Origin of the sequence: Neobacillus rhizosphaerae (assembly GCF_050477885.1) — a bacterium.
GTDB lineage: Bacteria > Bacillota > Bacilli > Bacillales > Cytobacillaceae > Neobacillus > Neobacillus rhizosphaerae_A.
Window position 1 is genome coordinate 1 of sequence record NZ_JBCNAC010000044.1, and the last position, 22356, is coordinate 22356.

Annotated in this window: 19 protein-coding genes and 1 other annotated feature; of the genes, 2 read left to right on the top strand and 17 right to left on the bottom strand. The window is 38.1% G+C overall.

Going from position 1 to position 22356, the window contains the following annotated elements:
- Nucleotides 1-312: 312 nt before the first annotated feature.
- Nucleotides 313-559 (top strand) — a binding site (T-box leader).
- A gap of 57 nt (nt 560-616) precedes the next feature.
- Nucleotides 617-1957: a branched-chain amino acid transport system II carrier protein gene (brnQ, locus tag ABES03_RS05950; protein WP_430116049.1), complete on the top strand. Its 1341-nt coding sequence runs from the start codon at nt 617-619 to the stop codon at nt 1955-1957.
- 699 nt (nt 1958-2656) lie between these two features.
- Here the strand turns inward: brnQ and ABES03_RS05955 are convergent.
- Entirely contained in the window at nt 2657-3640 is a 984-nt protein-coding gene (locus ABES03_RS05955; protein ID WP_430116076.1) for a Gfo/Idh/MocA family protein, read from the bottom strand.
- 191 nt (nt 3641-3831) lie between these two features.
- On the opposite strand from ABES03_RS05955, the gene ABES03_RS05960 reads away from it, so the two are divergent.
- Entirely contained in the window at nt 3832-5487 is a 1656-nt protein-coding gene (locus ABES03_RS05960) for a glutamine--tRNA ligase/YqeY domain fusion protein (protein WP_430116050.1), read from the top strand.
- A 40-nt stretch (nt 5488-5527) separates the two neighbouring features.
- Here the strand turns inward: ABES03_RS05960 and ABES03_RS05965 are convergent, their stop codons facing one another.
- The 16 genes from ABES03_RS05965 to cstA form a co-directional block, all read right to left on the bottom strand.
- Entirely contained in the window at nt 5528-6577 is a 1050-nt protein-coding gene (locus ABES03_RS05965; protein WP_430116078.1) for a PAS domain-containing sensor histidine kinase, read from the bottom strand.
- Nucleotides 6578-6604: 27 nt separating this feature from the next.
- Complete coding sequence (locus tag ABES03_RS05970; protein WP_430116052.1) at nt 6605-7057, bottom strand: GAF domain-containing protein; 453 nt, start codon at nt 7055-7057, stop codon at nt 6605-6607.
- Between the two features lie 15 nt (nt 7058-7072).
- The gene (locus tag ABES03_RS05975; RefSeq protein WP_430116053.1) at nt 7073-7726 is read right to left on the bottom strand and encodes a response regulator; all 654 of its coding nucleotides are present in this window, start codon (nt 7724-7726) and stop codon (nt 7073-7075) included.
- Nucleotides 7727-7739: 13 nt separating this feature from the next.
- Entirely contained in the window at nt 7740-8408 is a 669-nt protein-coding gene (locus tag ABES03_RS05980) for a sensor histidine kinase (protein WP_430116055.1), read from the bottom strand.
- A 234-nt stretch (nt 8409-8642) separates the two neighbouring features.
- Nucleotides 8643-8924 (bottom strand): hypothetical protein, encoded by a 282-nt coding sequence (locus tag ABES03_RS05985; protein WP_430116057.1) that lies wholly within the window; start codon nt 8922-8924, stop codon nt 8643-8645.
- On the bottom strand, nt 8911-9222 hold the full coding sequence (locus ABES03_RS05990; protein WP_430116060.1) for a hypothetical protein: 312 nt from the start codon (nt 9220-9222) through the stop codon (nt 8911-8913). The genes ABES03_RS05985 and ABES03_RS05990 overlap by 14 nt, the downstream gene beginning before the upstream one ends.
- Nucleotides 9215-9406 carry a hypothetical protein gene (locus tag ABES03_RS05995; protein WP_335548629.1) on the bottom strand — a complete coding sequence of 64 codons (192 nt, stop codon included), beginning with the start codon at nt 9404-9406 and terminating at the stop codon, nt 9215-9217. The genes ABES03_RS05990 and ABES03_RS05995 overlap by 8 nt, the downstream gene beginning before the upstream one ends.
- Nucleotides 9396-9920, bottom strand: coding sequence for a Rieske 2Fe-2S domain-containing protein (locus ABES03_RS06000; protein WP_430116063.1), 525 nt, complete (start codon nt 9918-9920; stop codon nt 9396-9398). The genes ABES03_RS05995 and ABES03_RS06000 overlap by 11 nt, the downstream gene beginning before the upstream one ends.
- 11 nt (nt 9921-9931) lie before the next feature.
- Nucleotides 9932-10492: a 4Fe-4S dicluster domain-containing protein gene (locus tag ABES03_RS06005; RefSeq protein WP_007086371.1), complete on the bottom strand. Its 561-nt coding sequence runs from the start codon at nt 10490-10492 to the stop codon at nt 9932-9934.
- On the bottom strand, nt 10493-12661 hold the full coding sequence (gene fdhF / locus ABES03_RS06010) for a formate dehydrogenase subunit alpha (protein WP_430116064.1): 2169 nt from the start codon (nt 12659-12661) through the stop codon (nt 10493-10495).
- Complete coding sequence (locus ABES03_RS06015; protein ID WP_430116066.1) at nt 12648-13730, bottom strand: hypothetical protein; 1083 nt, start codon at nt 13728-13730, stop codon at nt 12648-12650. Before ABES03_RS06015 ends, fdhF begins: the two co-directional genes overlap by 14 nt.
- A 154-nt stretch (nt 13731-13884) precedes the next feature.
- Nucleotides 13885-15075 carry a hypothetical protein gene (locus tag ABES03_RS06020; protein WP_430116068.1) on the bottom strand — a complete coding sequence of 397 codons (1191 nt, stop codon included), beginning with the start codon at nt 15073-15075 and terminating at the stop codon, nt 13885-13887.
- Nucleotides 15076-15208: 133 nt separating this feature from the next.
- The gene (locus tag ABES03_RS06025) at nt 15209-16348 is read right to left on the bottom strand and encodes an HD-GYP domain-containing protein (protein ID WP_430116069.1); all 1140 of its coding nucleotides are present in this window, start codon (nt 16346-16348) and stop codon (nt 15209-15211) included.
- A 275-nt stretch (nt 16349-16623) separates the two neighbouring features.
- A complete protein-coding gene (locus ABES03_RS06030; protein ID WP_430116071.1) occupies nt 16624-17844 on the bottom strand; it encodes an ATP-binding protein in 1221 nt (406 codons plus the stop codon).
- 171 nt (nt 17845-18015) lie between these two features.
- On the bottom strand, nt 18016-19431 hold the full coding sequence (locus ABES03_RS06035) for an amino acid permease (RefSeq protein ID WP_430116072.1): 1416 nt from the start codon (nt 19429-19431) through the stop codon (nt 18016-18018).
- A gap of 893 nt (nt 19432-20324) precedes the next feature.
- A complete protein-coding gene (gene cstA / locus ABES03_RS06040; RefSeq protein WP_430116074.1) occupies nt 20325-22118 on the bottom strand; it encodes a carbon starvation protein CstA in 1794 nt (597 codons plus the stop codon).
- Nucleotides 22119-22356 lie beyond the last annotated feature (238 nt).

Genomic DNA, 22356 nt, shown 5'->3' on the forward strand with positions numbered 1-22356 from the left:
ATCAAGAATAGTATCGTTTCCAAATCCTACCCTCCTTTTTTAATTGGGCTTTGTTAAAATGGCTGTTGATTTCCGCTCCAGGCGCTTCGCTTTCCGTGGGCGTTTCGGCGAGCCTCCTCGGCGCATGCGCCTGCGGGGTCTCCCCTGAACCATACTCCCACAGGAGTCTTCGTGCCTTCCGCTCCAATCAACAGGCTGTTAAAATCAACACTGTTCTTTAACACAGCCATTTTTTTTAAAAAAAAGGGTTGCAAAATTATTTAAAAATAATATAATTGCTTTATTCGTATTTATTAGAATTTTTTAAAATTATTAAAATCGATGACGAGAAGAGTAGCTTATATTCCTTGTACCTCAGAGAGCCGGCGGTTGGTGAAAGTCGGTGTCAGGAACTAAGTGAAAATCATCTCCGAGATGCAAGGCCCAAAATTGTAGTAAGCCTTTGCCGACCTGCCCGCCGTTAACATGGGACACGTATGATGGTACGTTGATCGAGAGCCGCAATTGCTTTTATTGATTGCGGAAGTAGGGTGGTAACGCGAGCTAGCTCGTCCCTATCCATAGGGGCGGGCTTTTTGTTTTGGAAAAAACTGTTTCAGTAAAAGGAGAGAGTAAGATGAAGAAAAAAGATACGTTATTTGTAGGTTTAATGCTATTTTCAATGTTTTTTGGAGCGGGAAACTTAATCTTCCCACCCTTTTTAGGAATGGGCTCCGGAACTTCTTTTTGGCCGGCCATCCTTGGATTTATTATTACTGCTGTGGGGCTGCCACTATTGGTTTTAACGGCAATTGCACTAGTGAAAGACGGTGTAAACACACTCGGTAGCCGGGTTCACCCATGGTTTGGTCCTATTTTTACCGTTGTCGTTTATTTATCAATCGGACCGTTCTTCGGTGTACCTAGAAATGCGAATGTTGCTTTTGAAATGGGATTCAAACCTTTTCTCGGTCATGTGTCTGCTAGTCAATCCATGCTATTAGTAGGTTTTACAGCTGTTTTCTTCTTGCTAGTTTACTTACTAAGCTTAAATCCATCTAAAGTCGTTGATTACATGGGCCGCTTTATTACACCCACCTTGTTATTATCCATCGTTGTCCTGTGTGTCACTGGTTTCCTAAAGTTAGACCAACCTTTACAGGCACCCGTTGAAAACTATCAAACTGCCTCCCTTTTCAAAGGCTTTATCGATGGCTATTCGACAATGGATGCCTTAGCCGCACTTGCCTTTGGGATTGTTGTATTAACTACGCTTAAACAAAAAGGGGTATCTAGCAAAAAAGAACTGACTTCTTATACAGTTAAAGCTGGATTGGTTGCAGGTGCAGCACTTGCCCTAGTTTATGTCGCTATTGGCTTCTTGGGTGCAAAAATGGCTGGCTACGGTACCTTTGATAATGGAACGGCTCTTCTTTCTTCCGCATCCACCCTTTTGTTAGGCACTAGCGGAAAAGTCCTTCTTGGAGTCATTTTTACTCTTGCTTGTTTTACAACCTGTGTCGGCTTAACGATTGCATGTGGTCAGTATTTTTCAAAGGTGGCACCAAAACTTAGTTACCGATTAGTGGTTACCTTAGTTACTGTAGCAAGCTTTTTAATTGCCAATCTTGGGTTAAACCAAATCATTGCGATTTCTGTCCCATTCTTGGTTATGGCTTATCCGTTAACCATTGTTCTAGTTACACTTGCCTTTTTCCATCGTTTCTTCGGTGGTTCACAAAAGGTGTACGCACTGTCTATGCTCCTTACAGGTTTAGTTAGTTTATATGATGGGTTAAAAATGTTTGGAGTAAAAATGAGTTTTTTAGAAACATTTATGAGCAATTTACCATTTGCTTCTGTGGGCTTAAGCTGGGTTGTTCCTGCACTTGTCGGCGTCTTAGCTGGATTGGTATGGGAAAAGGTTCGTCGCACTTCATCACCTAACGAAGTACGTGATTTAGGGAAAGTAGCATAAGAAAATGCCAGTGGATAAAAACAGTAGAGGGTTCCGTTTTCGGGTGCTTTCTTATTAAAAGACACTAGACGTATGAATTGGCATACGTCTTTTTCTTTATTGATTAAGGTTTCTACGAATTTCATTAACTTTGACAAAGCAATTGACATCCTAATTATGATTTAAAACAGAGGATTAAAACTTTTGTCATTGCAGTGCCGTTTTGAGTAGAGCTGCTGATTCCCGCATCTAGGTTCAAGAGGGCCGCACTTATCGGTTGGGGGAACAGGTTATGCACCCGATCTGATAAATAGACGGAAAAATTCCGCTTAATAAGAAATTAGTATTAAAAACAGCTTAAATAGGCGGAGAAATTCCGCCTATTGACTCGAAAAATGTGAAAAAGGGGAGGTTTTGCTTTGCATAAGCGGAAAAACTCCGCTTATTTACCCCGAAATGAGCTCCATTTTAAATTTAAGCGGAAAATCTCCGCTTATTTTCCTTTTACTGGTTACCCGATTAAGAATAAAACATCTTACTTTTAAAAGAGAGTAAGTATATCTCAAAAATCCAAGAGAATCTTACGGTGAACCATATCACACACTAAGTAAGGTTTTATATAAACTCCTAATTAAGAAACTCGCCAATTACTATTTTACTTTTTATTTATCAATAACGATGCCAAACGACTGTCGTTTCGAACAGATCCACTGGCATTTTTTACTTTTCTATAGAAAAAATAATATTATTCTGTTTACGTGCTTCTTCAGTGATACGAAGGACGGTCTGACTCCAATTTTTCAAACGAGTATATTCTTCATCATTTTTCGTTTCAATGATATTGGCAAAACTTAAACATTCATAGATCATGTTTTGTTCTTCTTGGTCCACACTCAAAATTTGACTGTCCTTCGAATGGCTATCGATAAATTTGATTTCTGAGATCGGTGCAGCATCTTCAAGTAAGAAACTTCCCTTTTCGCCATGAATCTCACAAGGTAGCTCAGAATGGGAAATTTTAGAGCAAAGAATGGTACATACAAACCCTTCATATTCTAATACAAGTGTACCGCTGCCATCTACTCCCGTTCTCAATATCACTGGATGATAAGTAACTTTTCTTGGTTCACCAAATAAACAAACTGCTAAATAAAGTGGGTAAACACCTAAATCTACAAGTGCTCCCCCTGAATAGACAGCGGAGAAGATATTCGGCTCTTCGCCTTGTAAAAGTAAATCATAACGTGAAGAATAACCGATATAGGGTAACATGGCACTTCGCAGGTCTCCAGCCATTCCTAATTTCTCCTTTAGGATACGGAAATTAGGTGTATGGATATTACGGATGGCTTCGACTAAATATACGCCATTTTCCTCTGCGGTCCTATACGCCATTTCTAATTCAGTCGTATTAGAAAAAATAGGTTTTTCACAGATAACATGCTTTTTATTTTTCATAAAAGTTAGTGCTTGTTCGAAGTGAAGAGAATTAGGAGAGGCAATATAGACTGCTTGAATTTCTTCACTTTTGGCCATCTCCTCTAGATTTGTATAATAATGAGCAGCCTGATGCTTTTCGGCCATCTGCATTGCTTTCTCTTCTGTGCGTGAATGTACCCCTACTAACTGGAACTTCCCGCTGAGCTGTGCTGCATGGATAAAAGAGTCCGTGATCCATCCTGTACCAACTGTAGCAAAGTTAATCATCTTATTACCTCTTTCAATTATGTACTTTTCAACTTACCATTTTAGCGCATTAAAGCCCAGCTTACTAATATTAAGAAAAAATTTTTTATTACCAATTAGTTTTGTGCAAGAATAGTTGGGAACAATGGAAAAATATCAGTATTTATGGTATTTATAGATAATAGATAAGATGAAAGAGGTTGAAAAGGGTGGACAATCACACATCAAATTTTATTAAGGATATTATGATAAAAGATTTAGAATCCGGAAAGCACAATAAAATCGTCACTCGTTTCCCACCAGAACCGAACGGTTATTTACATATTGGCCATGCTAAATCCATATTTATTAACTTTAGCTTGGCAGATGAGTTTAACGGGTTGACTAATTTACGTTTTGACGATACCAATCCGTTAAAAGAAGATATCGAATATGTAAACTCCATTAAGGAAGATGTAAAATGGCTTGGATTCGAATGGGATAACTTATTATTTGCATCCGATTATTTTGAAGAGATGTATAATCGTGCCGTTCTTTTAATTAAAAAAGGACTAGCCTATGTGGATGACTTGTCTGCAGATGAAATTCGTGAATACCGTGGAACATTGACAGAGCCTGGTAAAGACAGCCCTTACCGTACCCGTACTATTGAAGAGAACCTAGAGTTATTTGAAAAGATGCGCGCTGGTGAATTTGATAATGGGCAGAAGGTTCTCCGTGCGAAGATTGATATGTCATCACCAAATATCAACTTACGCGATCCGGTCATCTACCGTATTGCTCATGCAACCCATCATAACACAGGTGATAAGTGGTGTATTTATCCAATGTATGCATTTGCTCACCCGCTTGAGGATGCGATTGAAGGGGTTACTCATTCCATCTGTACGATTGAATTCGAGGATCAACGTCCACTTTATAACTGGGTGGTTGAAAAATGCGAAATGGAAAGTACTCCGCAGCAAATCGAGTTTGGCCGCTTGAATGTAACGAATACCGTTATGAGTAAGCGTAAACTGAAGCAACTAGTCGAAGAAGGCTTTGTTGATGGCTGGGATGACCCTCGTATGCCAACCATTTCTGGTATGAGAAGAAAAGGTTTTACTCCAGAATCCATTCGTGCGTTTGTTCGTGAAACGGGTGTTCACAAAGGTTCAGGTGCGGTTGATTCGCAAATGCTCGAACACTACGTTCGTGAGGATTTAAAATTAAAGGCACCGCGTACAATGGGTGTTATTAATCCGTTGAAGGTGGTTATCACCAATTATCCAGAAGGTCAAATTGAATTGCTGGATGCGGAAATCAACCCTGAAAATCCTGAAATGGGTATGCGTAAAATCCCATTCTCTCGTGAAATTTATATTGAAAAAGACGACTTTATGGAGGAGCCTCCAAAGAAATACTTCCGTCTATTCCCTGGCAATGAGGTCCGCCTCAAAAATGCTTATTTTATTACCTGTCAGGAAGTCATAAAGGATGAGAATGGTGAAGTAGTCGAGCTTCGATGCACGTACGATCCTGAAACAAAGAGTGGAACAGGATTTACTGGAAGAAAGGTAAAAGGAACGATTCATTGGGTAGAATCCACTCATTCTGTTCCTGCTGAATTCCGCCTATATGAGCCCCTCATTTTGGATGCAGATAAGGATGAAAGTGATGAAGGAAAAACTTTCCTTGATCATGTAAATCCAAATTCTCTTGAGGTGTTACAAGGTTTCGTTGAGCCAAACATGAAGGAAAGCCGACCACAGGAAAAGTTCCAATTCTTTAGACATGGTTACTTTAATGTGGACCCAAAACATACAACTGTAGATAAGCTTGTTTTTAACAGAATTGTTTCGTTGAAGAGCTCATTTAAAATATAATATAAAGGCTGACTCCAAGAGGTAAGGAGTCAGCCTTTTTCTATTTGCTTATAGGAATGGGAGCTTCTAAAATAATCTTTGTTCCCTTTCCAGGCGATGAAACGATGGTCAGATCTCCGTGTACAGACCGGGCCCGCTCATCCATACTAAAATGGCCCACACCAGAGGAACGGTTATTCATATCAAAGCCTACACCCTGATCTTCAATCATTACCCTGATATGGTCATCCATTTCTCTAATTGTCACCTTTGCCTCAGAAACCTCAGCATACTTCCTTATATTCGTTAATGCCTCCTGAATGATCCGATAAATGGTCAGTTCAATATTAATGTTAAGGCGGCGATTTAAGACACAATCAAAATACACGTCAATATTGTAATGGTCGGAAAAACGAGACAGGAAAGAACGGATCGCCGGCACTAATCCCAGGTCATCAAGGACTGATGGCCGAAGCTCCCACGAGATTTCCCGAATCTCTTCAATTAATTGAGTCGCTTCTTTTTGCATTTGCTGAAGCAATGGATGGTCGAGTTCAGCCATTAAACGATTGATTGTGATTAAATGGCTATAAAGATTCTGCCCGATCCCATCGTGCAAGTTTCTGGAGAACCGCTTTCTCTCTTCCTCCTGCACATCAATAATCGTTGTCATCATTTTTTGAAGTTCCTGTTCTACCCGCTTTCTTTCCGTCACTTCATAGCGAATGGCTAAATATTGATAAGGCTTACCCTTTTCGTTTAAAAAAGGAACGATGGTCGTATCCACCCAATAATACTCGCCATTTTTCGCCTTATTATAGATTTCACCCTTCCAAACGTTTCCGTTTCCGATGGTCCTCCACATCTCTCTGAAAAATTCCTTAGAATGATATCCAGAATTGAGGATTCGATGATCATTGCCTAATAGTTCTTCTCTAGAGTATTTAGATATATGGCAAAATTTGTCGTTTATATATGTAATAATCCCCCTTGAATCTGTAATGGCAACAATTGAAGATTCATCAAGGGCAAACTTTATATCTACCAATTCCTGCATGGATTTCTTTAACTCTAATTCAAGGTCTGCTAGCTTGTTTGCAGGTTGGTCCATTTCTTTTTCCATAGCTACCTCCTGCATCTATAATAGGATCTGGTCCTTTAATACCTGTTCCAAGGTTCTTGCGGAATCATATACCTTTTGCTGCTCAGCTTCAGTAAAAACAGTCGTTTCTCTGTTTCCGATAAGCAATACCCCTTTGGGAACAGAATTAAAAAATAAAGGGACCGCGTAGGAGGATACAAGTTTTTCAGCAAGCATAATGGGATGATCAGTCACTTTTCCAAGAATACCTTTTGGAAAATCAGTCATCATCATCGGACTTCCGCTTGAGATAATTTTTCCAGCGATACCCTTTCCAAAACGAACGGTTATTCTTTTGTATTTCTCATTTAGATTGCCTGATGCATAATGCCACCTTACATCAGGACCCACTTCATTTTGTAAGGCAAGGGCAACAAAATCGCAATTAACCTCAACTAACAGTTGATTGCATACCTCAATCACCGCGGGAATTTCTTTTATCTCATTCATCTCAAGTAATTCTCCTTATATCCCATAGCCTAACAACCCTTTTCTAACTGCATATTCCACCAGTTCAGGTCTCGATTTCATTTGGAGTTTTTCCATTAACTTACCTTTATGGGTCTCAACTGTTTTCACGCTAATGACAAGTTGTTCCGCAATTTCCTTATTGGAGTACCCTTTTGCTGTCAAAGTTAAGACTTCTTTCTCACGCTCAGATAAAAGATTATACGTGTCATTACCATCTTGTTTCATGCTACTTAGATATTCTTCCATTAAACGCTTCGTTGCAGACGGATGAAGATACGCATCACCTTTTGCAACAGATTCGATTGCTGACATAAGTTCATCATGAGGGGCACTTTTTAGAATACAGCCCGATGCTCCACCTTGAATGGCACGAAAGAGGTATTCTTCATCATCGTGCATCGTTAGGATTAAAATGTTGATCTCAGGCTTTTGCTTTTTTAATTCTGTCGTAGCCGACAGCCCATCTTTACCATGAGGCATACTCAAATCCATGACAACTACATCTGGATTAAGCTTCAAGGCTTTTTTGATCCCTTCATTGCCTTCTGACGCTTCACCAATGACTTCTATTTCTGGATTAGTGTTTAGTAGCATTTTTAAGCCCATTCGAACTACGGCATGGTCATCAACCAGCAGGATTCTAATCACTCGTAACTCCCCTTTATTCCCTATTTAATAACGGAAGAGATAGTTCTATAAATGTTCCTTCTCCTATTTTAGAGGATATGTTACACTGTCCGCCAGTCAGAAGCATTCTTTCTTTCATAGCAGCAAGCCCTGATGATGGATGATTTTCGTCATGCTCCTCTGGTCGAAAACCTTTGCCATAATCTTTAATGGTAATTTCCAACCTATCTTCAAACCAAATAAAATTCATTTTCACATTGCAGGTATCTGCATACTTGGCAATATTCGTCAATGCTTCTTGGCAAACACGGAATACCGTAATACTCGTTTTCTCTGGAATCTCTTTTTCTTCACCTGCGGATTCTAGGTCTACAAGAATACCAAAGGTTGAAGTATATAACTTAATATAGCTCTTCATTGCGGAAAGTAAACCAAGAGTGGTTAAGGTAGGCGGATGCAATTCCACAGACAACAGCCTTATTTCCTGGATAGTCTTCTCTATCAACTGCGACATTTCACGAACATAATTTTTCATAAACGGTTCGTTTGCACCTGATTCGATAAACTGTAATCCTGTTAAAATACTGTACAGATTTTGTCCGACGCCTTCGTGCAGCTCCAAAGCGATTCGTTTAATTTCTTCTTCTTGTGACTGAATAATATATGAGCTGATCTGCTGCTGTTTTGACCTCAATTGATCCATTTTGCACCTCCTACTTATTGTTATAGGCTTTGTTAAATTTGTCTGTTGATTTCCGCTCCAGGCGCTTCGCTTTCCGTGGGCGTTTCGGCGAGCCTCCTCGGCGCTTGCGCCTGCGGGGTCTCCCCTGAACCGTACTCCCACAGGAGTCTTCGCGCCTTCCGCTCCAATCAACAGGTGTGTCAAATCAACATAAGTCCTTAACATAACCTTGGTATAAAAAAAGGCAGGTTCTTTTTAAAAGACCTGAACCTTTTTTACTGTATATGTTAAGCCGCTTTCCTGGTCAAATGCAGACCATTGATTCTCTGACTGACTTACCTCACTTGTTACCGGGACTGCGAGAAAATAGAAATCGTCAAAATAGTAACGAATATGAGTGCCATCTGGACAGTATTGCACTTTTTTCACTGTCTTTTTAACGGCAGGAGCTTGATCTCCACCCTCGGAGTCTTGAATGGTAATTTCAACAGGTACACCCATAAATCGTTCTACATCCTCTAACTTAATGAGTTCCACAGCTATTACACCCTCTCAATACAGGATAGATGAACATCTTATAGCCCTGAAGATACTCCCAAAATTTCTCGCCTGCATTTTCCTCGAGGTACTGAATGGTCTCCTCCTCGGATGACCAATCACTCATCCCTTTAATTTCAGCCACAACCATTTCCGCTCCATCTATCTTTTTTTCTTCTAGAAACCAATTCAACCGTTTTTTTGCAAAGGTATTCTTCAATAACTCATCAATTTCTGTACTAAAATCGCCTGCTTCCGGACGGACGAAACAAAAATCTATATATGTTTCACTAGTCATTGACCTTCACACCTTTTTTATAAATGAGGATTGCGACTGGAAATAAGACCACGTTAATGACAGCAGCAATAATCGTATTTGTATAATTTTCATAGAAATATTGATGAACCATATATTGTGTAAAAATAATATTGAGCATCAATACGGCTAGTAGGAATGCCACAGGGATATAACTACGCTTCATAACGCTTCACCCCCACGGCATAAACGGCACCGTTTTCCACTTTCACATAAATCTCTGGAAGCGGACGTCTAGGCGGCCCGGCAATTGGCGCCCCTGTTTCTACGTCAAATTTACCATGGTGGCACGGACAAAGCATTTCTCCTTCATCCTTTTTCCAAAACACAGGACAACGTAGATGTGTACAAGCATTTTGGTAGGCAACGTATTTGTTTTCAGACAGTCTGATTAAAATCGCGCTGTCATGTTCACCTGGGAATGCAAAGTCAACCGCATCTCCAATTGGTAATGCCTTTACATCAACAATTTTCTGCTTCGGATATTTTTTTTCTCCAAGACCATTCAATTCTTTTGCTGCTAATACCCCCCATGGAAGAGAGGAAACGGCGAATACTCCTGCAGCACCAACCAATGTTTTCATAAATCCACGACGGTCTAATTTTCTTTCGTTATTGCGGTTTATATTATGAGTATAGTTATCTTCTTCGAACGGGATTTTATTATTCTTATCTGTCATGGTAATCCCTCCTAAAACAATTTAGTGACACCCTGTAAAATACCAGGAAGATTCACTTTTACGTTTGTTTCGCCTTCTAAATAAGGCATGCTTGTTACCCACTTACCATTGTCCAAATTAAACTGCTTTTGTTTTGCTTCAATCTCCTCATCGGTTAACCATTGAAGAGTATTAGATGGACACACACTTGCACACATTGGCGGGATGCCATCCTTTGTACGGTCAATACATAGATCGCACTTATACATTAAATTCTGCTCGGTATCAAACTTCGGTATACCATATGGGCAGGCAATCGTACAGTTTTGACAGCCAATACACTTTTCCACAAGAGCAGATAGTACGGCACCTGTTTCGTGAATTTGAATGGCTTGTGCCGGACAGCTTCTTGCACATGCAGGATTCACACAGTGAAGGCACATAAGAGGCATGGTTTGACGGTTAACAAGCGGGTTCACATCGTAAACATAGTTACGGTTACGTTCCTCATGTCCTCCGCACTGTGTACAAGCCGCTAAACAGGAGCGGCATCCTATACAGTTTTCAAGTTCTAAATATAGCCTCTTTTTCATTTACTGCACCTTCTTTATGTCTATTTTTTCAATCTGTGCGGCACAAGCCTTGAACTCCGGCATCCGTGATATCGGGTCAAGGGCGGCAATGGTTAACAGATTAATAGATTTATCATGGCCCCAATGGTACGGGACAAATACTGTATCTTTTCTAATGGCTTCGGTGACTTTCACTTTATATTCAGCTTCTCCTCTGCGTGTAAAGAGGCGAACATATTCTTCATGATTAATATTGTATTTCAACGCTGTTTCCGGGTGCACCTCAACAAATGGCTCTGGGCACATATCACGTAAGAACTGAATTCTTCTTGTTTGATTCCCAGATAAATAGTGGTAGACCACACGCCCTGTTGTTAGACGCAATGGATATTCTTCATCTGGTTCTTCCGCTGGCGGGCGGTATGGAAGAGCACAAATTTTTGCCTTTCCATCTGGATGATAGAATTTTTTATCTAAAAACATATGTGGTGTTCCTTTGTCATTTTCATCTTTACAAGGCCAAAAAACACCGTCTTGCTTTTCGATCTTATCCCATGTTGCTCCGTAATAATCGGCATAGCCACCTTTTGATGCTAACCGGAACTCATCGGCGACATCTCTTGCCGTCTTCAAATGAGAGAAATACTTGCCTCTTCCGAGACGCTCAGCAAGCTCTGCTTGAATTTGCCAGTCTGGCTTTGATTCCCCAAGCGGTTCTTGTGCTTTATTAATTTTAATAATACGACCTTCAATATTGGTTACCGTGCCTTCATCCTCTGACCAAGTGACGCTTGGAAGAATAACATCGGCATATTCTGCAGACTCGGAAAGATAGAAATCTGAACACACCATAAAATCTAATCCTTTTAATGCTTTACGGACAAAATTTTGATTCGGTGCAGAAACTGCTGGGTTAGAACAGAGTAAATATAATCCACGGATCGTTTTTTCATCCATCAACTCAAACATTTCGTAAGCAGAAACACCTGGTTTTGGCATTTCATCAGGAGTAATTCCCCAAACCTGGCACACTTCTTCAACATGTTTTGGATTAGTAAGTTTGCGATATCCTGGTAGTAAATCTGACTTCTGTCCATGCTCACGGCCACCTTGACCATTTCCCTGACCTGTGAAGGTTGCTACACCTGATTTTGGACGGCCGATCTTCCCAGTTACAAGCGCCATGTTTGTGTAGGCTGAAACATTATCCACACCTTTATGTTGCTGTTCAATTCCACGAGCAAACATAACTACAGCATTTGGTGCCTTACCGTAGATTTCAGCTGCACGTATAATTTTTTCAGGAGCAACACCAGTAATCTGACTTGTATATTCAGGAGTGAATTCTTTCACTAATTCTTTTGTTTCTTCAAAACCATTTGTATGGTTGTTAACAAATTCTTCATCTGCATAACCGTTTTGTATTAATAAATTTAAAATTCCATTAGCTAGAGCCAGGTCTGTACCCGGTCTTAAGTCCAAGTGAACGTCTGCTCTTCTTGCAATTGGTGTTTCTCGAGGATCGACCACAATGATGTAACCGCCTCTTTCCTGTACATTCCAAACACGGAACATAGAAGTTGGATGGCATTCAGCCGTGTTACTACCAGCAATAAACAAGCAATCTGTTTCATGGATATCTGTCCATGGTAATGTCGATCCACGATCCACTCCGAAAGAACGAAGGAAGCCACCTGCTGCACTAGACATACAGAATCGTCCATTGTAGTCAATGTAGCGTGTTTGCATAGCAACACGAGCGAATTTTCCTGTTAGATAACATTTTTCATTCGTCATGGATACACCACTGAAAACGGATAATGTATCTTTTCCGTATTTTTCTTGAAGTTCACCAAACTTTTTAGCGATTAGATCATAGGCTTCATCCCAGGATGCTTCACGGAAACCTTCTTTTGTCCCCTTTAAGGAAGCATCGTCTCTAATTAATGGTTTTAAAATCCGATCATTATGGTTTGTTTGTTGATAAGCGGTTACTCCTTTAGGACACATTTTCCCAACCGTCACCGGCCAATCATAACGAGGTTCTACCCCAATAATCTTGTTTGTTTTTGTATTTACACGTAAATTCATTCCACATTGCATTCCACAGTAGCTGCAGTGTGTTTTTACGAGCGTTTCATTTGGATGGCGTACATTTTCTATTTCTTTAAAAAACTTATCCCTTTGCATTCTGGTTTGCCTCCTTGACCTTCACTTGGTGCGTTGCGAATCCTGAGAATCTTGAAATACGATATTTTCTACGACATGGAAGACATAATTCAGCGAGGTTGAAGCCATCATTCATATTGAATTCAATCTCATTAACTCCTAATACTTGAATCACATCGTTTGATTGTTCGATTGATACGAATTGTTCTCCGCATACCTTACATTCCTTCATATGTTGTTCTCCATAATGTTCACGGTAGTTTCTTGCAAACACGCTCATTGGACGGAAAGGAATGTGAGCAAGCTTTCCGAACGGCAGATAGATTAAGGTAACGATGACTGAGAATTGGTGAATTAGTGACATCTGTGGCTGCATCCAGCCATGTAAAAATACGTTTTGGACTGTTAATAAAAGTCCAGTAATTGAAATAAACAATAATAGATAAAGTGGTAAGAAATCGTACATAAACTTTTGTTCTGCTCTTGCTTGCATATTTCTCATACGGCGGTAAAGCGCCATGCAGACTCCAGCCGTTACCATGATCGCTGCAATGTTTAGAGCGTTATAGGATAACCAGGCGATGATTCCATCTGCCTTCACTTGCATAACATTCATTCCGAATAACACAATTGTATAGTAGCCATTAGCTTCCATTGTGAAGTACATCCAGCTAAAAACGAGTGGGAAAGTGACAAGGCAAGCAAGCACACAGCCCCAGCCTATTAAAATATGTTGCACCCATCGGTAAACGCCCCGATTGCGAATGAAATCATAAATCGCTAAATGGCTTACAGCTGTTTTAGGTGTGCTTTTTCTAAAAATCAGCTTAAGACCTTTTTTGATAAAAATCTTGGTTGGTGGTCTTTCGCCCCATGCAATAAAGCGATAAAAGAAGCCTCCGATAAATACGATCGTTCCAACCATATATCCATAAAGATTTAAGTCGACATGTGTGAACATTCTAGTGCCGATAAAGGTTAAAATCACAAGTCCGACAACCGATAAAAACATAGATTTAGCAAAATGTGATGCAAATGCATCATTGACCGAACGTCCTTGATTTTTAGTCGTTGAGATATTCGCTTGCATTTGGAGTTCCTCCTATAAAAAAAATAACACTTCCGTTTTCTTACCCTAATTGTAAGAAAAACAGCAGTGTTATCTATATAGGGGAACTCCCCTATCATGGGGGGGAAAAACCCCTAAAAAAACTTTTTTAGACAAATTCCTGACACATTTAATTTTAGAGACCATTTTTAACATATTTATTTCTCCATGAATATAGGAGGAGTAGAAAGCCAATTAACATTTGCAATGTAAATAAAGTTGCATCCCAAAACGGAAGAGAAGTCGGCCCTTCTAAATAGCCTGGAATGATCCTTTTCACTGCAAACAATAATTGCGGGACATAAAAGATGACATATAAGCTAAGCGTTAGAACTACCCCAATAAAATAAAAAATAGAATAGGTGAAGATTATCCTTCTTTCCCCTGCAAAAACAACTTCTTCCGTTGCCTGGGATTTAAGAAAAGGAACCCATTTTTTAATCATCTGTTGGGCATTTTCCATTATGTTATAGCAGCCAGTTACATTTTCAAAAACGTAATATAAATCGGTTTTCATATAAATGCAGCATTGGTATATGAGACGAATAAATGTATCTAAGACCACTACCGCCATGATACTCAGAAAAATCCCTGACCCATTTGTAAAAATCATCTGACTAAGTAAGGCAGCGAAGAGAATAACCATATCAAAACAAAGGCCAGCCAGATATAAAACATTTCGATCTTTAGATGGCAGTTTCCAAACTGAAGACATATCTGTCTCAAGGACGACTAATATCAACCTGTGGCCTAACTCTAATCTAGTAGGGAGATTATTTGCCCTCATTGCAAGAATATGACCAAATTCATGAATTAGCACGGTACAAAAGGTCACCAAAAGCCAAGTTATGATATTTAATACCATATAATCAAATATGAAAAGATCCTTGTAGTGAGGAAAAAGACTTGGTTTTAAAAAAAGAAAAGCTATATTTAGGATAAATAATCCTGCGTAAATAACCATTGCAATCTTATTAAAAAAGCATTTCCCCCCATTAGGTGAAATCCACTGAAAACCTAAATGTTCTTTTTTCTTTTCAGGCAAATTAACTCTTACTCCATCAATTTCAGCTATGAGTTGGAGTTGTAGCAGCTGTTCAGCAAAATCGATGAGGTCTACTTCTTCGTCAGGATAATCTTCTTTAAGACGTAGCTCAATAACTCCTAATGATTCACCGTTATTAATAGAATTAATTGCATCAATGCAAATATTTGGCATTTCGTAAAACTCACCAGTATTAATATCTTCAACAATAAAGTGGTTTTTATCTCTACGAATATTGATGGGTACCAAAAATAGAATAGAGCTTAATCTAAGGTTCATCATAACACCCTTTTTAGTAGAATAAAAAAAGAAGAGATGCTAAATTCTTTCTTAGCATCCCTTAGATTTCTAGAAGAATAAACACCACCAGCACCCTGTTGTTTTAACCCTTTTCAACTTCTTAATCACCATAGGATCACCTCCCGAAATCTAAATTTTTATCATTATTAAAGTCATAAAATAAGGTTTCTTGTTTTTCTGACCAATCATTATGAATTTCTTTCCAGGATGTATAGACTTTAACAAAGGAATCAACTAAATGTGGATCAAATTGAGTTCCTTTACCTTCTATGATTCGTTTATATGCTTCCTCAACAGATAACGCTGCTCTATAAGACCTTGAAGAAGTCATAGCATCAAATGCATCCGCAATTGATGTAATTCGAGCTAAGTATGGAATATCTTCTCCCTTTAAACCATTCGGGTAACCTTTTCCATCCCATCGCTCATGATGAAATTGAATAACATCTATTGTATTCGAAAACCCTACAACCTTTGAAACAGCTTTAGCTCCAACAATAGTATGGGATTTAATTATTTCGTATTCTTCTTTTGAGAGACTTGTTGGTTTCATTAAAATGTGATCTGGAATATTTATTTTACCTATATCATGTAATAAACAAGCGTAATTAAAAGATTTTAATTCTTCGTCCTTGAAAGACCCTAATTCTTTAGCCAAAACCAATGCATAATTAGCAACTCTCTCACTATGACCTCTAGTATAAGGATCCTTAAGTTCAAGTGTTGCGATTACACCTTTAACTATTCCAATTAACTGCTGATCATATGAAGTTTTTACTGCATCCACATAGGATTGAAAACGGTTCAATATAATAAAAGATAACACTGACAGAAGACCTATTAGTAAGATAGCATTAACTACATTTGGAGATTGAATGATTAATCCCACAGTAATATATTTTAAAATTAAACCTAAGGAAACAAGTTTTACAAAACGTTTATTCACAAATATTGGTGATAACAACAACCAAAACATCTCAACAATATTTCCACTTTTATAAGGTGCTGCACTATTAATATATGACAATGAATCGTTTAGTAAAGTAATTAATGTATAACAAATAAAGAAGACGTATTTTATTGAGTTTTGTTTTTTCTGTTTATATAGATAAATAGCAACGGGAATTAATCCAAATAAAAACAAATAAATCCAAAAGCCTAAGAAATTTGGAGAATTATCATTTAAATCTGGTACAAACTTTGGAATGATATAATCAGAAAATAGATCGAATGCAATTGATATTATATAAAACAAAGCCAGAAATCATTTCATTGTTCTTTTTTCTACATCTATTAAATTCTGATCTTCTATTAAGTTTTGCATGTTTCTACCTCTCAATGATTTATCCCTATTCGGAACTATTTTAATGTTGATACCGAATTAATAAAAATAGTTCGACACTTTTCTTCATTATAAAACATTTGCATGTATTTAAATACTAGTAAATCTAGAAGATTTATGTATAAAATAGAAATATTTTATATTAATTTGTACAATATTACCATTTATATTTGTTTTGTACGTTCTTATTAATGTGATATAGGTAAGGACACTTCCACCCTTGTTCCTTTTTCAATTTCGCTATGGAGGTTGAATTCTCCTAAATGTTCTTTAATAATTTGGTTGGTTACCATTAAACCCAATCCCGTTCCATCCTCTTTTGTTGTGAAAAACGGTTCTCCTAGGTTAAAAAAGTTCTCATCCTTAATTCCGCAGCCTTCATCCTGAATAGAAATATACATCTTCTGTTTTCCAACAACTTTTACATTAATTTTTATACATCCCCCATCAGGCATTGCTTCGATTGCATTTTTAATTAAATTTAAGAATACTTGTTTTAGTTGTTTACTATCACAATCGATTGGCGGTAAAGGCCCAGCCATGATTGTTTCAACTGTAATTCCTTGTCTCTCAGCCTGTTGCTGGGTGATTGATAGGGTATAAGCGATAATTTCCTCAATACTAGCTTTTTCGAACTTGATTGCCCTAGGTTTTCCAATATACATTAAATCGTTAACAATAGAATTAATCCGGTCAATTTCCTGAATCATTATTGGATAAAAATCATTTGTATTCGGATATCGTTCCTGCTGAAGCTGGGTAAATCCCTTTAACGAAGAAAGAGGATTTCGTATTTCATGACCAATAGCTGCAGCCATTTGACCAATTACAGCTAACTTTTCTTTTTTTCTAAGCTCATCATGAACACTAGATAACGAATTGATATATGAATAAAAACGTATCAAAACAACATAGGCAATTCCAGATAGTATTGTATAGACTATTATTGTAATCATTACTTGAAAATCATGTAGGATTAATCCTAAGACAATATATTTGCCTGCCATCCCCAAATTGACCGTCCAAAAATATCTTTTGCTCACAAAAATGGGGCTAAAGAGAATAAATAAAACTTCTACTATATGTCCACTCGTGTACTGTTTAGTATTACCCAAATAGATTATTAGAGTATTAATAAAATCTATCAATAAGTAGCTGTATATATATATATATTTTACTAGGTAAGGGTTTCCCTTTTTCATAGTCCAAATAGCAATCGATAGAATAACGATTAATAAAGCATGAATCCAAAAACCTAATCCATCTTCAGGGCCTCCTATTTTATCCATCTTTAAAATATATGTCAAAATATCAAAAGAAAAATAAACGATATAAAACGACCATAAAAATAACTTAACAGCTTTCCTTTCTTCCATTATTAATTGTGGATTCTTGATGCTCTCTTTCATTTTGTTACTCCCTCGAGATAAATATAGTTCAATCATACTTAATCCTATTTTATCATCATTCCTCCAATTATTTGACAATAATTCCAAAAAACATTGCTAAATTTCGACATTTTTCGATAAAACGTAACAAAAGACCCACAAACACTTGCGGGTCCTCCACTTTTTATAACATTAACTTACTTTTCTCAATCGATTACTAGAGGTATTCAAGGTTGAATGCTTACGCCCGTATCCAAAGTAGACAAACAATCCGATTACGAGCCACACACCAAAGCTGATCCAAGATATTGCTGGTAACTGAAGTGCTAAATATCCGCAGAATACGAATGCTAGGATCGGAATATATGGAACAAATGGTACACGGAAGCCTGTTTTTGGTGCTTGTTTGTTTTTACGAAGATATAAAATCCCGATTGAGACCGTCATAAAGGCAAATAATGTACCTATATTAACCAACTCTGCCAGTCTTCCTAGTGGTACAAAACCAGCAAAAAATGAAACTAATAAACAAGTAATCCATGAATTAACGGTTGGTGTTTGCTTCTTCTTATCTACTTTTGAAAAAACCTTTGGCAATAATCCATCACGGCTGATGGCATAGAATAATCGAGATTGCCCATAAAGCATAACAAGTAAAACAGTAGTAATCCCAGCAATAGCACCAAGAGAAATAAAGCCAGCCACCCAATCTTGATGGATATAGGTAAGAGCAAATGAAACAGGGTTTTTTACGTCAAGCTGCTGGTATGGAACAATTCCCGTTAAAATCGCAGAAACAATGATATAAAGAACAGTACATACAAGCAAGGAAGCGATAATTCCAATCGGCATATTTTTCTGTGGATTTTTCACTTCCTCCGCTGCAGTAGATACCGCATCAAAGCCAATATAGGCAAAAAACACTGTTGCCGCACCCGTTGTTACACCGGAAAAACCAAACGGCATAAATGGAGTCCAGTTACCTGGTTTCACATACCATACACCAACACCAATAAATAAAACCACAACCGCTAACTTAATAATTACCATAATCGTGTTAAAACGAGCTGATTTTTTTACACCTTGTGTTAATAGTAAGGTAATAACAAAAACAATGATAATAGCTGGAACATCAATAAACGTCCCGTTTGCTGGATCGTAAGCACTGGTTAAGGCTTTGGGAAAATGAATTCCGAATCCGGCAAGCAGTCCTTGAAAATAACCGGACCAGCCACTGGCAACTGCAGAGGAAGCGAGTCCATATTCGAGAATTAAATCCCACCCTAAGATCCAGGCAATGAGCTCTCCAAAGGTAGCGTAACTATACGTATATGCACTCCCTGATACAGGAACAGTTGAAGCGAATTCTGCATAACAAAGTGCAGCAAATACACATGCCAACCCAGATAGTATGAAGGAAAGGATTAATGCAGGCCCAGCATGTTCAGCAGCCGCGACACCTGTTAGAACAAAGATTCCCGTACCAATAATTGCTCCGATACCGAGCATAGATAAATCAAAGGCTCCTAATTCCTTTTTTAAGGTCACATCTTTTTGACCGGCTTCTTGAATTAGAGTCTGAATCGACTTCTTTCTAAATAAATTCATAGGTAATCCCCCTGGAAGCAAATAACTAAATGTTCTGAAAAAAATCAACCGAAAATTCTATATCGAAATAATATAATTATTTTATAAAAAAAGCAATATATTTTGAAAAATAAAACAATTTGAAATTAATCCCTTGTAAATTACTTACACAAAAATCGAAAACGATAAAACTTCTATTTTCATTAAAATTCTTCAACTATACTAGTAAAATAATAATCTTTACCAACTCTTGGGATAAAATTGTTGTTATTTATCCATAGGTGTTCCATTGAAGTTTTGACTTGATTACCATTATCTAGATTGTCCTATCTTACATCAGGTTCAGACAGTAGTACCCATTTAAATCATCTATGTACAAAATTGCTTTGCCTTCTGACAGTGTTTCAGTTTTTCCTCCTTCTCTGTCAGAAGTTGAACTGACTTCTGACAGTGTTTCTAGTTTTTCCTCCTACTTTGGCCAAAGTTGACTCGCCTTCTGACAATGTTGCCAGATTTTCTCACGACTCTGTCAGAAGTTAACCTGACTTCTGACAATGCTTCTAGTTTTTCCTCCTTCTCTGTCAGAAGTTGAACTGACTTCTGACAATGTTTCTAGTTTTTCCTCCTACTTTGGCCAAAGTTGACTCGCCTTCTGACAATGTTGCCGGCTTTTCTCACGACTCTGTCAGAAGTAAACCTGACTTCTGACAATGTTTCTAATTTTTCCTCCTACTTTGGCCAAAGTTGACCAAACTTCTGACAGTGTTTATATTTTTTCCAGTTACTCTTCCGAAGTCTCTTTTGAATCAGACATAAAAAAGTACAGATAGTATCAAAGTCTACAAAAAGAGCAAATAGAAAAGGATGATACGAAGGGAAACTCCCCTCCATATCATCCTTTTTGTAGGAATCTATTAAGCTACTTTTGTTTCAAGTTGAACCCGTGGAGAGTTCCACATATTAATCCATTTCTTGATAGCTGTCACCATTATAATGACTCCAAGCGCCAGCATAATAATAGATAAAATTCCATTTAATACGCTATAGCCCGCTGCTGCTGAATTAAGGTAGACATTTTTAACCATCCAATAACCAGCATAATTTACTGTAACAAATAAATAGGACAGCGGGATCAGACAGGTAAGCATATAACGCCGTTTATCTGCTATTCTCAGAATAACGGTTGCCCCAACAATAAGACCGATTGATGCCATCAACTGATTGGAAACTCCAAACAGCGCCCAAACAGATCCGATGTCACCTGAGAATAATAAGTATCCCCACATGAAGCATGCTAACGCACTAGCAAAGATGGATCCTGGAAGCCAGTCTGTTTTCTTTAAAGGCTTATAAAACTCTCCGAAAAAGTCCTGAATTAAATAACGCGCTACACGAGTACCCGAGTCAATAGCAGTTAAGATAAATACTGCTTCAAACATTATGACAAATTGGAAAAAGTAAGATGATAGTTTCGCAAACCAAGGAATACCTGTGAAGACATATGTCATACCAACTGCTAATGTAACCGCACCGCCTGTTCTTCCTTCAAGGTTAATCCCAATTTCATCCGCTAGCTTCGGTAACTCTACAACATTCATTCCAAGTGTTTTGAACACTTCTGGTGTTGAGTTAATAGCAAAGTAATCGGCAGGTTGAAGGGCAGTTGCAGCGATCAGAGCCATAATACCAACCACACACTCAACTAACATCGCTCCAAAACCAACGACCTTAATATCTGACCAACGATCTAGCATTTTAGGAGTTGTTCCTGAACCAACAAATGCGTGGAATCCTGAAATCGCTCCACAAGCAATAGTGATAGAGATGAACGGCCAAACAGGTCCACCTAGAACAGGTCCGCCACCTGAAGTAAATTTCGTGAATGCAGGCATTTCAATACTTGGATTGATAATGAAAACACCAATGATTAGAGCAATAAATACCCCAATTTTCATAAAGCTGCTTAAATAATCACGTGGTGCAAGCAATAGCCAGACTGGCAATGCTGCTGCAAAGAAAGCATAGATTGGTAGAATAATTGCTAATGTCTTTGTATCTAATGTCAGCCAATAACCTAAAACAGTATGTTGGATGGATGGACCTACAAAAACTCCAACCATAACAAGGATAAAACCGATTGTGGATGTTAATTTTAAATTACCTGTTTTCTTATATGCAATCCCAACGAACATCGCAATTGGAATCGTGATTCCCACAGAGAAGGTACCCCATGGATTATTTTCAAGGGCATGAAGGACAACCATCGAAAGTCCAGCCATCGTAATCGTGATGATAAACAACATGGCAAGTCCTGTACAAAAGCCTGCAACTGGTCCGAGTTCTTCTTTTGCTACTTCTGATAAAGATTTACCTTTTTTCTGCATGGATGCAAAAAGTACAACCGCATCATGGACTGCACCACCAATTACTGCACCAATTAATAACCAAAGTAAACCTGGTAAATAACCGAACTGCGCAGCGAGAATAGGTCCTACAAGTGGCCCAGCTGCCGCAATTGCCGCGAAGTGGTGACCGAATGTGACCCATTTATTTGTTGGAACGTAGTCCTTTCCATCATTTAACTCATGTGCAGGTGTGGGTTTTGAATCATCTAACTTTAATACCTTAGCTACCATGAAAGTACCATATAAGCGATAAGCAATCATTAAAATACAAATGGAACCGATTACAATTGAAACCGCATTCATTTATTCTGCCTCCCTTTTTGTTTCTTTCTGCTATTATCTTACTTTAAGAAAACGCTAACATAGAGTTTTCAGGATGAAATGTAAAAATACGAGCTTGAAAAACAAGAATGCTAGATTGAAATGCAATTTATAAAGAGCCAGATTAAGAAGCAGAAATAAGGGGAGAATTTCCCGCTATTGTATAAAAAGTAAGCTTAAGAAGCCGAAATAAGCGGAGAAATGATGCTAGACTAAAAAA

Coding starts and splice junctions, on each gene's coding strand:
- ABES03_RS06000 (WP_430116063.1), bottom strand. CDS start 9,920: ATGACAGATAAGAATAATAAAATCCCGTTCGAAGAAGATAACTATACT.
- brnQ (WP_430116049.1), top strand. CDS start 617: ATGAAGAAAAAAGATACGTTATTTGTAGGTTTAATGCTATTTTCAATG.
- ABES03_RS06030 (WP_430116071.1), bottom strand. CDS start 17,844: ATGAAAGAGAGCATCAAGAATCCACAATTAATAATGGAAGAAAGGAAA.
- ABES03_RS06020 (WP_430116068.1), bottom strand. CDS start 15,075: ATGATGAACCTTAGATTAAGCTCTATTCTATTTTTGGTACCCATCAAT.
- fdhF (WP_430116064.1), bottom strand. CDS start 12,661: ATGCAAAGGGATAAGTTTTTTAAAGAAATAGAAAATGTACGCCATCCA.
- ABES03_RS05965 (WP_430116078.1), bottom strand. CDS start 6,577: ATGGACCAACCTGCAAACAAGCTAGCAGACCTTGAATTAGAGTTAAAG.
- ABES03_RS05980 (WP_430116055.1), bottom strand. CDS start 8,408: ATGGATCAATTGAGGTCAAAACAGCAGCAGATCAGCTCATATATTATT.
- ABES03_RS05970 (WP_430116052.1), bottom strand. CDS start 7,057: ATGAATGAGATAAAAGAAATTCCCGCGGTGATTGAGGTATGCAATCAA.
- ABES03_RS06005 (WP_007086371.1), bottom strand. CDS start 10,492: ATGAAAAAGAGGCTATATTTAGAACTTGAAAACTGTATAGGATGCCGC.
- ABES03_RS06015 (WP_430116066.1), bottom strand. CDS start 13,730: ATGCAAGCGAATATCTCAACGACTAAAAATCAAGGACGTTCGGTCAAT.
- ABES03_RS05990 (WP_430116060.1), bottom strand. CDS start 9,222: ATGACTAGTGAAACATATATAGATTTTTGTTTCGTCCGTCCGGAAGCA.
- ABES03_RS05995 (WP_335548629.1), bottom strand. CDS start 9,406: ATGAAGCGTAGTTATATCCCTGTGGCATTCCTACTAGCCGTATTGATG.
- ABES03_RS06035 (WP_430116072.1), bottom strand. CDS start 19,431: ATGAATTTATTTAGAAAGAAGTCGATTCAGACTCTAATTCAAGAAGCC.
- cstA (WP_430116074.1), bottom strand. CDS start 22,118: ATGAATGCGGTTTCAATTGTAATCGGTTCCATTTGTATTTTAATGATT.